2 protein-coding genes are annotated in these 16,048 nt (G+C 52.2%); both read left to right on the top strand.

Annotation, left to right across the window (positions count from 1 at the left end):
- The first annotated feature begins 217 nt into the window (after positions 1-217).
- The gene (locus Enr10x_RS15600) at positions 218-1,426 is read left to right on the top strand and encodes a hypothetical protein (RefSeq protein WP_197997232.1); all 1,209 of its coding nucleotides are present in this window, start codon (positions 218-220) and stop codon (positions 1,424-1,426) included.
- A gap of 532 nt (positions 1,427-1,958) precedes the next feature.
- Positions 1,959-16,048: right-handed parallel beta-helix repeat-containing protein (locus tag Enr10x_RS15595; protein WP_197997231.1), on the top strand; the 14,090-nt coding region annotated here is incomplete at its 3' end.

Below are 16,048 nucleotides of genomic sequence, written 5' to 3'. Positions count from 1 at the left end.
AATCAACAGCTTTAAGATAAGGTGGGAAATGATGAGAACTCCCCAAATTGCATTTTTAGTAGCTTTGTTATCAGTCTCTCTTGTAACACATGACGCTTACTCGCGTGGTGGACGCGGGGGAGGAGGTGGTGCCCGCGGCGGCGGAGGAGGAGGAGGGAGAAGCTTCAGTGGTGGAGGCAGAGGCGGTGGGGGAGGCTTTTCCCGGCCCAGCCCTTCGATGAGCCGACCTTCTTCGCGTCCGAATATTTCCCGACCCAGCGGGGGGAATCGACCCAGCGGAGGGAACCGTCCTAATCTCGGAAATCGACCCAGTGGCGGAAATCGTCCGAGCGGTGGAAATCGTCCCAACGTCGGTAACCGGCCGGGCGGAGGTAATCGACCTGATTTCAGTAACCGTCCCACACAAGGACAGTTGCAGGACTTCTTAAATCTGCCCGGCAACGGTGGAGGCAACAGACCAGGTGGCGGAAATCGGCCCGAGATCATTAACCGTCCTGGCAGTGGAAATAAGCCGGATGTCGTGAATCGACCTGGAACTGGTAATCGTCCCGGCGGAGGCAAGGGACCGGAAATCATTAATCGTCCGGGGAGTGGCAACCGGCCCGATGTTGTGAACCGCCCCGGCAGCGGAAATCGCCCCGGAAACCGTCCAGGGACGATTGTGGATAATCGCGGTCCCGGCAAGAACAACATTTCCATCAATCAGATCAATAACAACCGCGTTCGCGTTGGGAATAACGTGCGCAATAACTGGAATAACCGACATGTGAATGCGTTCAATCGCGCCTGGTGGGCCGGTCGACCAGGCTGGAATACTCCCGCCTGGCGTTATCAGCGTTACTGGGGACGTTATCCGGTCGGTTACTGGTGGAGACCTGTGACAGCAGTGGCTCTAACCTCCTGGTTTGTCGGCTGGTGGAATACTCCTTCCTACTACGAGTACGGTTCGAATATCTATTACCAGGACAATTCAGTGTATTACGGCGATCAGCAGGTCGCGACCGCTGATGAATATTATCAGCAGGCCATGACACTGGCGGACTCCGCGCCACAGGAGTCTGACCAAAATGCAGAAAAGACCGAGTGGATGCCCCTGGGGGTCTATGCCATCACTAATGCCGACTCAGAAGATACGAATATGATTCTGCAGTTGGCTGTCGATAAGGAAGGCGTGATTGCCGGCACGTTCTATAATGATATCACCGATGTGACTCACCCGGTGGAAGGGATGGTGGATAAGGATAATCAACGTGCTTCCTGGCATTTCGCTGATGGAAGCAACCCGGGGCTGGTCATGGAGACCGGGATCTACAATCTGACTCAGGATCAGACGAATGTCCTGGTGCACTTCAATGAAGAGAAGACTCAGACCTGGCTGCTGGTTCGTCTGCCAGAGCCGGAAGGAGATGACAGCAAAACGAACTGAGTTGATCCATTTTCTGTTTAGATCAATTCACTAAATTCAGGATAAGTATGCCCCCTGAAACTTTCGGGTTTCAGGGGGTTTTCTTTTGGTCCCCGGACAACCTGCAGGAAGTATCAAATGACCATTCATGGATTCACCATCCGCTATGAGTTCGTTTCAGTCTATCGAGACGCGATATGGTGCGGTTGTTCAAATAATTAACTTTATTTCTGACACGATACTGAAAGGGCGCATCTCAAAACGACTGCGAATATACGGAATATAGGAATATAACGGTTTGTATGATAATAATTAAAAATGAGATAAACCGGGTCGTTTAGGGTGGAAGTGTATCTCTATATTGTTTAAGGATATATCTGTCATAGGTGTATATAGGTGTTAATTGTTCATTTTCCGCTTGAATCTGCAAACATCTTCATCGCTGGCACTTACGGAGAAATTCAAAATAGGGGATCAAAGGCCATATTGAATCCCGGCTTAAAAAGCATCCCTTTTGACCAACGAAGATCTGACTGACTGAGGAGTTGACAGGATGCTGCTAACGAACTGGCTGGGTAATCTTACGTCCCGTATTTTGAAACGCCCTGTTTATCGCTCACGTGAACGCCGCGCCTTGCGTCGTCGCTGGCAGGCCGTGGTCGATAATCGGATTTCGACAGCCGAGGTCTTAGAAGATCGGACCCTGCTGACGACATTTACCTTGCAGGATCAATTGCTGCCAGATCCAGCGGTGACTCCCGAGGCGGATGATTATACAGGCGGTTCCGTCGCGGTCTCTGGCGACTGGATGGTGTCTGGATCCGGGGGCGATAACAACGTCAATGGTTCCAATTCCGGTGCGGTCTATCTTTATACTCGAAATGATTCGGGAACTCCCGTTGATCAATCCGACGATACCTGGGATTTCCACTCCACAATTCTGTCCCCCAATCCAGTAGACCCTTTCAACAATCATTTTGGTGAGTCGGTCGATATTGATGGTGATACTCTGATCGTCGCAGCCAGCTATGCGACAGAGGGAGACTCATTCGGATCCGCCTACATTTATACGCGCACGGATCCTCTCAGTACTCCCGGTGATTTATCAGATGATGTCTGGTCATATACCACAACGCTTTCCCGACCATTGAGTCTGACGGGGGGGACAGGCGCAGAAAACGAAAACTTTGGTAACAAGGTAGCGATCAGCGGTAACACGGCTGTCGTCTCGGCCCGGTTTGATGATATCGCTGGAGACACCAGTGGTGCCGTCTATGTGTTTGATACCAGTGATAACTGGAACACAGTGCAGATATCTGCGCTCACCGCCAGTGATGCAGAAGTTGGTGCAAATTTTGGAACTTCACTGGCGATGAGTGGCGATACGATCCTGGTAGGCACGCCACTCGATGATACTCTGGCTGGCAACAGTGGTGCCGTTTATATCTTTGAACGTAACGATCAGACCCTGGTCGGTGATATTTCTGATGACACCTGGGATGAGAAAACCAAATTGACCTCTGTAAATAACGGGCAGTTTGGTTTCTCAGTCGCCATCGATGGTGACACTGCCGTCATTGGGGCCTGGCTGGAAGCGGGCGGGGGAGCCGCTTATGTCTACGACGGCTCAGCCGGCTGGTCCAGTCCGACTCAACTCAAGCGTCTGACTGCTTCCGATGGAGTTTCTGGCGACCGGTTTGGTTACTATTCAGCGATCAGTGGAGATCGGATCGTCGTCAGTGCCCCATTGGCAGATAGCGACATCGGCGCTGTCTATGCATACGATGGCTCAGGTGGCTGGGCCACACCCGTAGAACAGAAAATCGCAGATCCAGACTCTGAGGCCAACGACCTGTTTGGATATGAACTTGCCTTAGATGGTGAGTCATTGATTGTCGGTGCTTCGAAAAATACGCATGATTACGGCGGAGCTGTTGGAACCGTTCAAAGTGGAGCAGCTTACGCGTTTGGTCCGGATACATATTCAGGCCTCCCTGCAGTCGTATATGTCGATGACAATTTCAGTAACCCGGTAGCCGGCCAGGACCCTGACGGCGTCGGTCCCGCATCGGAATTTGGTGTGGACGCGTTTGCTACGATTCAGGAAGCGATTGATAACGTGGCCGACGGTGGAACCATCGTGATTGCTGCAGGAACCTACGCGCCCGCTGCGACGATCAACGTCAATAAGTCGGTCACTATTCAGGGGGCACAGGCAGGTGTTGACCCCCGGCCGGGCAGCAGTTCGACCCGCGTCGAGACGGATGATACGACCGAAACCATTATCGATGGTGGCGGGAGTCTGAGTCGAATCTTCCAGATTTCTGCAGATAATGTCACTCTGGACGGGCTGGTGATTACCAATGGTACGGGCGATTTGGTCTACAGCGGCAGTCCCGTCGATCAGGTGATCATTCAGAATAATATCATCTCGAATTCTTCAGGTGATGAAGGGGTTCAACTCAAACAGGCCACGAATTCGGCGATTCAGTATAACTATATCCATGACACCGCCGGCGATGGTGCCAATTACGACGGTTCATCGAACAGCAGCATCCGCTTCAATGAATTCGATCACATTTTCAGTACCAACGGGGCGATCTATGTCGACGACTCCGAGGCGATCACCATCGAAGGCAACCTGCTGGAACTGGGGCATCTGAATCTGAATGACGGGATTAAGGTCAATGACTATTCAGGAATCTATAACACGACAACTTCCTACATCATCAACAATGTGATTAACGATTCCTTCCAGGACGGGATCACGGTCGGGCGTTCTAATGTCGTTGTGAGTGGAAACGAGATCAGCGGCAGCACGAGTAATAACGGTGTGGTCTACATCAGTGAAACGGTTGACAATATTCAGATCACCAATAACTCAATTCACGATAACCTCGCCGCGGATTCCGGAACGGATACCAACTATGCCATTCGCATTGGCCGGACTTCCACCACTCCTCGTGTGCCCACGAATGTGATTGTTCGTGATAACAGCATCGTCAATAACGACGGGCTGATTTTCTTCCAGCAGGACACACAGCCCAATCTCGATGCAGCACGCAACTGGTGGGGGACTTCCGACGCGGCGCTGATTGCCGCCGGGATTGTGGGCGTTGTGGATGGACTGGGCGCGACGAACGGGGGAATTGATTTTTCTTCCCTGCTGAGCAGTGGGGCGGATACGAGTGCTGCACCCGGTTTTCAACCCAGCGCCAACACATTAGTCGTGCACGATCTGGGAGGCGAACCCGCTTCCGGTTCAAGAATTCAGAATGCCATCGATCTGGTGAATACCAGCGGAACGCTCCTGCTACTGCCGGGATCGTACAATGGCAATGTGGATACTACGTCTACCGGGATTAATAAAAACGTAACCCTCTTTCCCGGTGATCCTGTCGGGCAGGTAATCATCAACGGTGATCTTAAGTTAAATTCAGACGATACCATCGTGATGCAGATTGCCGGACCTGATGCCGTCACCGACTATGACCAGATTACCGTCAATGGTGATTTCTCTGTAGTCAGTACTCCGTTGTCACTCCCCGATCTCTACGACCCTCAGCCGGGCGACCAGTTCGTCCTGTTTCAGAATGCCGGAGCCACTCCCATGAGCGGAACCTTCACTCTGGATGGTACTGCAACTTTTCTCACAGACGGTTATGAATTCACCGATTTTCTGGGAGTGACAGGCCAGAGTGCGTTTCTGACCTACTCGGGCGGGGACGGAAACGACGTGGCCATTGTTGTCGAGGATGATACTCCCCAGTTCACACTCCCTGTGAATGGATCGCCCGACCAGTACACTTTGCGCCTGGTGGGCGAGAATGTCCAGATCTCCGATGATGGTACCGGTGACGTATTGTACAACGTGCCCCTCGCTGCGCTGGGAGGACCACTGGTCATTGAAGGGGAGCCGGGACAGGATGATACGCTGACAGTCGATCTCACCGGCATTGATGAAACGACTCCTCTGCAGGTTGTTTTCAACGGAGGCACAGGCGGAAATGATGCGCTGAATCTGACCGGAGGCTCATTGACCACAATGGGCTATTACTTTGATAATGCCTCAGATGGTCGTCTTCGGCTGAATGGTTCCCTGACTGATTTTCTGTCCTATACGGGGCTGGAGCCCATTACCTCATCGGTCAACACAACCAATGTGACATTGAATTACAGTGGTGCCAGTGAAACGATCACAATTACCGATGCAGGCAGCGGACAGACGACGATTGATTCTACGGCCGGTGAATCGCTGACATTTCTCGATCCATCCGGGATCCTGTTGCTTGATGCCGGTGCGGGGGATGATGTAATCAATCTGGATTCCCTGGCAGCGGATTACAGCGCCGAGTTGCGAATTGTGGGCGGAACGGATAATGACATTCTAAATGTAAATACCGCTCTGAGTCTGGCCAGCGATCAGTCCCTGTTGCTGACAGCAGAAACGATCAATCTGAATAATGGAAATGTCACTACCAGTGGGGCCGGTGTGACACAGTCCTTCCATGGTGATGTGGTTCTGGGGGCAGATGCGAATATCGTCAATTCCACCGGTGACACTGTCTATTTTGACTTTACGGTATCTGGAAATCATATCTTCAATGTCTCTGCCGGCGGTCATGTGATCTTCTACGATGACGTCACCACGGGGGCCCTGACAGCCACGGCCGGTGGCCTGGTGGGGCAGGTCGCTGGCTCGATCAACACCGGTGCTGCGGATATTGATCTGACGGCAGGAACTGATATCGCCCTGACGAATCTCACTACGACGGGGGAAGTACGCCTGACGGCGCTCACGGGTGGGGTAATGGACAATTCCACCGCAGAAACCAGTAATATCACAGCGCATCAGCTGGCCATTCGTGCTGCGGAAAGGATTGGCGAAGCTTTGGATCACCTGGATACTCAGGTCGATCAGATTGCCATCATCTCACAAAATGAGAACCTGTATGTGACCAATGGCAGCGATCTCATCATTGGTGAAGTCGACGGTCTGATCGGTGCGACTGCAACCAGCGGCATTCTGAATATGAAGGCCAATGGTGCTTTGACAATTGATTCGCCCGTTGATGCGAACTATACGCAGTTGATCTCAATCGACACCGCCGCTGCCGGAGAAGACATCAATGTGAACGCCGATGTGACCAGTCACATTGGCGTTGTTTCCTTTTATGTTGGTGATGATATCTATGTCGCCAGTGGGGTGACCGTCGATAGTGCCAATGCCCTGAGTTTTTATCTGGACAATGACAACGCGGACAGTGGCGTTGGGTCAGTTGCCATGCTGAATGGGACATTCCGTGCCGACCCGGCGATCGGGATCTTCGTGTTTGGGGACACGGACAATGACAGCGTCCAGTTTGACAGCAACGGTGGTGCCGCCGGCGATGGGGGTACGCTGGATGGGCTGGAAACGAAAGTGTTCATTAATCTCGGTAGCGGTGATGATACTGTCATTATGGACGACTCGGGAGATACAACCGGAGATACGATTGCCATTACGAATACTGGTGCCGGACAGGGGAATGTGACGGGGGCAGGATCGGTCGACTTCCGGTTCCTGAATCTGGAAGATCTGACTCTCGCGACCAGTACTCAGGCAGATGATATCAGTGTCAGTGCAAATGAAAATACGGCATTTAATATCAGGGGAGGTAATCCCACAGGTACTCCCGGGGATACACTACGTTATTCCTCACCATCCGCAGAAACCACGACCTTGACTCCTGACGGTACTGATGGGGGCACCATTTCTGTTACAGGGGGCTATCAGGATGTAGTCTTTGATGAAATTGAAAACCTGTCGATGGGAGAAAGTCTGGTCGTCAATGGTACGTTTAACAGCGATACGCTGACGATCACAGCCACCAGTTCCAATTCCGGGACTTACCAGTTGAATGGCGGTCCGATCGTCAGTTTCTCAAATATCACTGACTTTACTTTCAATGGCATGGACGGATTAGATCATTTCATCATCAATAATCCCACGGGGGCTCTGTTCGATCCGGTCAATGGTGTGCATTATGATGGCGGTGCTGGAGGGGGGACCATCTACATTAACGGAGGGCAGGCGACGACCATCGAGCATCGGCTGGTCAGCAGTGTCAATGGCAGTGTGTTTTATGATGGGGAAAGTACTGCCACGATCAGCTATGTCAATGTGGGGACTGTCTTCGAAGTGACAGATCAGGTTTCAGTCGCTGATCGAATTCTCACATTGACCACAGGCGATGAAGATATCGTCATCGCTGATGCCGAATTCGGGGTTGGGACCACGGTCAATTCCGATGGTGCTCCTTCTGTTTCTTTCTCAAACCCGTCAGATTCGCTCACGATCAACAGCACCGTGGGTACAGATACACTGACCGTTTATGATCTGGGTCTTGGGTTTGATGCCGATTTCAATCTCAATGGCGGCAATGTTGAGTTCATTCGCGATCTGGATTTTCTCTCAGGGAATCTGAATTTAAATGTCGATCAGGCGACGATTTCTGCCGCTCTGACTACGACAGGAACAGTAGATATTACCGCCACTGGTGCCATTCAGATGTTATCTTCCACCTTTAATGGCAGCATCAACGCTGGGACAAGTGATATCAACCTCACCGGAAGTTCGGTCCTGTTGAGGGACCTGGAGACCACCGGGGATGTTTCCGTCACAGCAACCACAACTGGCATCTTTGACAACAACAGTACTGCGACAAACATTACCGCAGATCAGGTTGTCCTCAGAAGTGTATCAGGCGGTCATTCCATCGAAATGCAGGCCAATACACTGGCGGCAACCAATACGACGGGTGACCTGATTCTGTCCAATATGGGTGATTTAACGATCGGCACCGTGGATGGTCTGTCTGGTCTGAATGCAGCCGGAGGCGTAATTGATCTGATAGTGTCCGGTTCTCTGACCGTAGATGAAAACGTGTATGCCAGCGATTCGGTCGACCTGGCCACCTGGGACACTTCAAATGCTGGTGAGGACCTGACGATCAATGCGAATGTTACCAGCAATTCAGGCTTCGTCGGTCTGACCGCTGGAGATATCCTGACCGTGGCTTCGGGGGCTACCGTCAGTGGTGGCGAAGTCCACATGTTTATTGATTCAGGAACCGCGGGACTGAACGACAGCGCCGGGGGAACTGCCAACCTGAATGGAACGCTGCTCGGATTCAATCTGGAACTTACCGGCGGATTTGACGATGACCAGGCCATCATTGACAGCAATGGCGGCACAACAAATGATGGAGGGACCGTGGATGCAATTCCATTTCCCTTCACTTTCTATGGTCTGGGAGGCTTCGACAGCTTTATCCTGGATGATTCCGGAGACACGACCGGGGACACGGTTAATCTGTCAAACGCAGGACCCGGCTCAGGTACGATTTCCGGATTGGGAGATGCTGATTTCGCCTTCGCTTCCGGCGTGGATCAGGTCACTCTGACTACAGGGTCCGACGCCGATGAGATCACTGTCGCCCCCAATACCGTCACAGCATTCAGCATCTTCGGCGGTGATCCGGATATGTCTCCCGGTGATTCGCTGACCTACCTGACTCCTCACGATGAAGTCGCTCTCCTGGCCCCTGCGGGGACAGATGGGGGGACCATTTCCATCGAGAATGTTGCATCTGGATATAAAGATGTCACCTTCGATGAAATCGAAGGCCTGATGATCAATGAGAATTTGACCATTGAGGGGACAGCCGGCGATGACGTATTGACGATCATTGCCACCGATGCCAATTCCGGCACCTATCAGCTCAATGATGGCCCCGTGATTGATTTCTTCAATCTGACCGACCTGACCTTCAATGGTCTGGAAGGTGATGATCGTCTGGTGATCAATAATCCCACCGGCGGACTCTTCGATCCGGTCGATGGAATCATTTATAACGGCGGCACCGGCGGTGAAACCAACGGAGATACGCTGGAAATTCTGGGAGGTACTGCAGGATCAGTCGAACAGCGGTTTATCAGTGACAGTGAAGGCAGTATTTATTTTAACAATGAGAGTACCGCAACGATCAGCTACACCGGACTGGAACCGATTGTTGATACGATCGCTGCTGCCGCACGCAAATTCCAATACTCCGATACCGCGGAAACGATCACACTCTCTGATGCTGGAGGTGGGCAGTCTTCAATCGATTCCACAGCAGGGGAACTGGTGACCTTTGCTAATCCAACTGGTACCTTGCAGATTCTGACTGGAGACGGAGATGACACCATCAATGTCGATTCTCTCGCCGCAGGCCTGGGGGCCAACCTGGAGATTAATGGTCAAGGCGGAGCCGGCGACATAATTAATATCAATTCCGCATTGTCTCTGGGAGCAGCAAACACACTTTCACTCAATACGGAAACCATTAACTTAAATGGAGGCACAATCACCTCTGGGGGAACTCAGTATTTTTCTGGTGATGTGTTCCTGGGAGCCGATACGACAATCGATTCCGGCAACGACCTGTTTCTGGAAGGAACTGTGGATGGGTCATTTACTCTGGATCTGGCTGCCGGTAATCAGCTCGCTTTATTAGGCGATATCTCGACTGGTGCGCTGACAGCCAGTTCCGCTGGAATTATCAACATGCTGCCTGGTTTGGAAATTAACACAGGCTCAGACGATATTTCTTTGACCGCAGACACGCTCATCTTTCTCTCAGTACTGACGACAACAGGTAATGTTGAGGTTACTTCGACTAACGCAAGCATTATCGACACAAACGGAACCGACATTAATATCACTGCTGACAAGGCAGTACTCCGGGCACAGGGAGACATTGCCGATAGTGGAACGGAACTGGAAACTCAGGTTAATTTATTAGCTGCTGTTTCAACCACTGGTGACATTCGCATTAAAAACACCGGCGATCTGGAAATCGGTTCGTACAATGGACTCTCTGGGTTGAGTGCAGTCAACGGTACTGTGGTGATTGATAACGCGGGGGCGATTACCGCTTCAGAGAACATCACGGCCTCGCAAACCGTTTCGCTGGACACAGATGATGTCGCTGGCACTGACGATGACCTGTCGATAACGAATGGTGCCACCGTGGAATCAACCAGCGCCAATATTTACCTGTTCGCCGGTGATGACTTCCTGCTGGACGCGACCTCCTCCATCTCCGCTGCCACATCGCTCGAAATCCAGATGGATACGTATGGGGTGTCAGACCCTGACGCTGAAGGCGGTCAGTTTAACCTGTATGGAGCAGTTTCAAGTACTGCCGCAGTGGAAATCTATGGGGGGGACGACGCGGACACGTTTACGATCACCCCGAGCGTCGACACCATCATCAATGTCACCGGCGGCGACCCTGCTGCTCCTGATTCCCCGGCCGATACGCTGATTTTCGCTTCACCATCCGGCGAAAGTTCTTCACTTTCCTTGACTGGCCCGGATAGCGGCAGCATTTCTGTGACCGGTGGCTATCAGGATCTTGTCTTTGACGAGATTGAAGAGCTGGCGTTTGAGTCCAGCCTGGTGGTGAATGGAACCAGTGGAGACGATGTGCTGACAATCACGGCCATCGACGCCAACTCAGGCACTCTTCAGTTAAACAGTGGCCCGGTAGTCAGCTTCTCCAGTCTCAGCGACTTCACTTTTAACGGTCTCGAAGGTGACGATCGACTGGTGATCAATAATCCTGCGGGCGGTCTATTTGATCCTGCGGACGGCATTACATTTAACGGAGGTTCTGGGGGCGAAACCAGCGGCGATCAGCTCGAAATTCTCGGCGGCACTGCTGCGTCCGTAGAGCATCGCTTTGTCAACGACAGCGATGGCAGCATTTTCTTCGATGGCGAAACTACTGCTACCATCACATACACCGGTCTTGAGCCCATCACGGATACCATTGCTGCGTCAGACCGGATCTTTACCTACACCGGTAGTGATGAAACGATCACACTTTCTGATGCCGGGCCGGCCGGTCAATCTCAGATCGATTCGACTCTGGGTGAACTGGTCAGCTTCCTGAATCCCTCGGGATCACTGACGATCAATAACAGTCTGACGGGCCTGCCTTACGCGGATGATGTTTTCATAACGGGTCTGGATGCTGCCTTCGATGCCGACCTGACTATCAATGGGGGCCATGTCCAGGTCACAGGGGCGACTGGCATCGGTTCAGGAAACTTTGAACTGAATAATGGTCTGGCTACCATCGCAGACGCGTTTACCAGCACGGGCAACATCGATATTGAAACCATTGGATTTCTGGTGATCGAAGCGACCGGCAGTCTCAATGCTGGCGCGGGGAATATCGATCTGACTGGCTCGATTGTTCAACTGGGGCAGGTGACGACTAGTGGTGATGTGTCAGTTACCTCTACGCTCGGTGCAATCTACGATAATAATGATGATAATAATAACATTACCGCGAATCAGGTGGCTTTGAAGTCTAACCTTTATATCGGTTCTGGTGCTGCCAGGATTGAAATTCAGGCAAATACGATCTCAGCAGAAGCCGAGGGAGATATTTCGCTCATCAATAGCGGTGATCTGGTCATTGGTAGTGTGGATGGTCTGACTGGACTCACGTCAGTGAATGGAGTGATTTCAATTCATTCAGCGGGAGCAATGACTGTCAGTGAGAACATAGTTGCTGAGAAGCAAGTCTTTCTGACAGCGGATGACGATGCGGGCACAGGCAATGATCTCACCATCAATGCGGATGTCACCAGTAACACTGCGAACGTTAATCTGAGCGCTGGTGATATTCTGACTGTGTCAACCGGTGTCACTGTGAGCGCCGCGACGAGCATGTATCATTATATTGATGCAGGCTCGCTGGGGGCAGTTGATGCGGATGGGGGAACAGCGTATCTGTTTGGAATCCTGTCCGCACCAGACGGAATTCAGTTCCTGGGGGGATCAAGTGATGACCTGATTGTCATTGATGATAATGGTGGTACAGCAAACGATGGTGGAACCGTTGACGGTATCCTGAGTGCATTCAAATTTCTGGGCGGCAGTGGTACTGACTCACTGGTTTTGGATGATTCGGGAGACACAACCGCCGATACGATCAATATGAACTATGTCTCATCCCCAACCGGTGCCGGCGATATTACCGGTGTCGGAGTGGTTGATTTCAGTTTTACCACCCTGGATAATATTTCATTGACGACAGGCACGAGAGCAGATGACATCAGTGTCGAAACCGTGGCATATCCTGATGTTAGCCTGGCTTCTGCAGGAGGAGCAGACAGCCTGACCATTCTGGGACGCGCTGGTGTTAACGATATCTTTGCTGCAACACCGGGGGCGGCAGCCACCGGTAGTGGGACTGTCTCGACCCCGGCCAAACAGGTGGACTTTACAGGCATGACCGGCGGTGTCGTCATCGACGGGCAGGGATCCTCTATTAGCGATTCTGTCACCGTCCACGGAACTTCAGGAGTCGATAACACCAGCATCGGTGCACATGGAAGTGCACTCAATGTTTCGATTGATCCCACACTACTCTCGATCGATGTGCAAAATATCGACAGATTGAATGTTGATACTCATGAAGGGGACGATAATATCACCGTCTTCCCGGACGATGCGATCGAAATTCACATCTTTGGGGGAGATCCCAACCTGCCTGCTTCGCCGGGAGATTCGTTGAGCTATATCATTCCACTGGGAGAAACTGAGACGGTGATACCAAATGGCCCCGATGGCGGTGCCGTTACAGTGACCGGCGGATACGCAAATGTGTTTTATGACGAAATTGAAACGTTTACCGTCGGTGCAGAAATTGTTATCGATGGGACCGCCTCTGATGATACCCTGACCATTAACGCCACGGGGGCGAATTCCGGTACCTATCGGATCAATGGGGGGCCTGAGATCAGTTTCAACGGGATAACCGCGTTCACATTCAACGGTGGGGACGGTGATGATAAGCTGATTATCAACAACCCCACGGGAGGGATATTCAATCCGACAGGAGGCATCTTCTTTAACGGCGGGGGCCAGGTCGACGGAGATACACTGGAGATCCACGGTGGGACCGCAACGACTGTCGAACATCGCTTCGACAATGCCAATGATGGTGCCATCTTCTACGATGGGCAACCGACCGCCACGATTACCTATACCGGTCTGGAACCGATCGTGAACACAACCACCGCGACCGACCGTATCTTCAGTTATACCGGCGGTGCTGAAACCATCACGCTGTCCGATGACGGCGATGTGGGCGATGGCGAATCCCAGATTGCTTCCACCCTGGGTGAATCGGTCGTCTTCATACATCCGACTGGCACACTGACGATCAACACGGAAGTGGCCGGGGGTAGTGGAATCGATTCCGTAAATATAGAAGGTCTGGACAGCACATTTGATGCAAACCTGATAGTCAATGCAGGCGTCGATGACACGACGACATTCCAGACCAGTGCGACTGACATTGACTCAGGCGATCTGGCCGTAGACAGTGGCAACGTTGTCTTTGATCAGGATGTGACCACAACCGGTAATGCGGTCATCAACGCGACCGGAGGTTCCATTACCGATGGTGGATCAAGTGCCGCTGATGATTTGACCGCCGCGACAGCTGTCTTGACTGCCACTGTTGATGTCGGGGCTTCCGGTGATGCGGTTGACATTAATGTCGACAATCTGGAAGCAGACGCCGGTGGAGTGATCACCCTCAACAGCACCAATACGAATCCCCTCACCATTGGGGGTATTGGGGCAATTACGGGTCTGCAGTCAGTAGACGGAATCGATCTGTTCGTCACCGGTCAGTTATTGATCAACGAGTCTGTCAAAAATGAAAATAACCTGTTGTCAATTGAATCTGCAGATTCAATCACCATGTTAAGCGGGACTGTTGTTAATTCTTACTATGAAGATATTGAGATCATTGCCAGTGGTGATATCCTGCTCAGCCAGTTGCTTGGCTCTGTGGGAACCATTGATGTCCTTTCTACCGGAGGGGCGATTCTGGATAATAATGGTAGTGGATTAAACGCTATCGCCGAAGAAACGCGGTTCCGCGGTTACACGGGTGTCGGCAGCAGCGTAAAAGCCCTGGATACGTTCTCCGGCACTATTGTCGGGGAAAGTACCACTGGTGGCTTTTACATCGATAGTCAATTAAGTCTGGATATCGGGGGGGGCACCTTTGCCGGCGGGGTTCAGGCCGCGGGTGAGATTTCCATTCATAGCGATGATGATCTCGATGTGGATGCCACCGTCGAGGCTACGGGAGCCGCTTCTTCAGTCACTCTGGAGGCATATATTAATCTCAACGTAAACTCCACCGTACAGACCAACGGCGGAGCCATCGACCTGCTGGCCTACAATGATTTGACTTTGAATGCTGCTGCAGTGATCGATACTACATCAGCTGCCATTGTAACACTGACCGCTGATGCAAACAGTGTCGGCGGTGGTGCATTTACCCAGGCCGATGGAGGTCTGGTGAATGCCCATGGAGGTTCGCTCGATGTAGCCGCTTTAAATCGGGTGCTGATTGCCAATCTGCAAAGTGCCGGTGGTGTGGTGACGATCTATTCGCGAGTGGACGAGATCACCGATAATACAGCCGGTGAATCACCACTGATCATCGCTGATCAGCTTAGCCTGGAGGCCGAGAACGATATTGGTAATTTTACTGGGGACGGAGACCTTGATATTCAGGTCAACACGCTTGCTGTTTATTCTCATATCGATGATGTTGCCATCAGTAACACCGGTGCGTTGATCATTGGTGATGTTGGGGGAGTGTCCGGTGTGACAGCAGGGCTTGGTTTCCTGTCTGTGACGGCTTCCAGTCCCCTGACCGTCAACAGCAATGTGACTGGTGCCGGGACGGTCACATTGACCTCAACCGATACCGCCGGTCCGGGCGATGATCTCACCATTAATAGTGGCGTGACCGTGAGGTCGGTTAATTTTGGGGTGGTCCTGAATTCCGGCGATGATTTCCTGCTCTCTTCAGGGTCGACGATCCGGGCCAAGAAAACGATTGAGATCAACGTCGATCCGATTACCGACGGTGCCGGTGCCACCGTGGACCTGCTGGGGAATGTGATTGGGACTCTCACCACCATCAATGGAGGTGACGATGCCGATACATTCAACATTTTGCCTACGGAAGATTCGCCGATTACCATCAATGGTGGCGATCCCACTTTGCCGGGACCGGGCGACACACTGAACCTTGATTTCAGCGGTCTGGCTGCTGACCCGGCATTGACCCTGGGGACCGGCCCTGGTTCCGGAACGTTCAACTTCCTGGCTCCCGATACCGAGCAGGCAGTGAGCTACACCAGCATTGAAGACGTCAACACCAACGGCAGCGGGTCTTATCACCTGGTGCTGGACATGTTCCTCTCGGGCTTCCAGAACGCCGCCGACGATACGATTGACGTCGGTCTGGATGCCGGTGGAACGAACCTGCTGATCGATATTAACGGCAGCAACTTCTTCACGGGCGACGATGCGGATATCCTGTCCTTCACGGTATTAGGTTCGAACGACAACGACACCCTGAACATTAACGAAACCGCCGGCGGTCTGCCGTTCTTCGCGACCGCGGCACCTGCGGGAATTCCGGGCTCCAATGGCGCGCACCTGAACCTGGCCGCCGAAACGTTCCTGGAAGGGGTCTTCAGTCCCACCACCTACGATGTGAACGA

Origin of the sequence: Gimesia panareensis (assembly GCF_007748155.1) — a bacterium.
GTDB lineage: Bacteria > Planctomycetota > Planctomycetia > Planctomycetales > Planctomycetaceae > Gimesia > Gimesia panareensis.
Note: the sequence above shows the minus strand (reverse complement) of the source record. Positions and strands in the feature narration are given on the sequence as shown.

Coding starts and splice junctions, on each gene's coding strand:
- Enr10x_RS15600 (WP_197997232.1), top strand. CDS start 218: ATGAGCCGACCTTCTTCGCGTCCGAATATTTCCCGACCCAGCGGGGGG.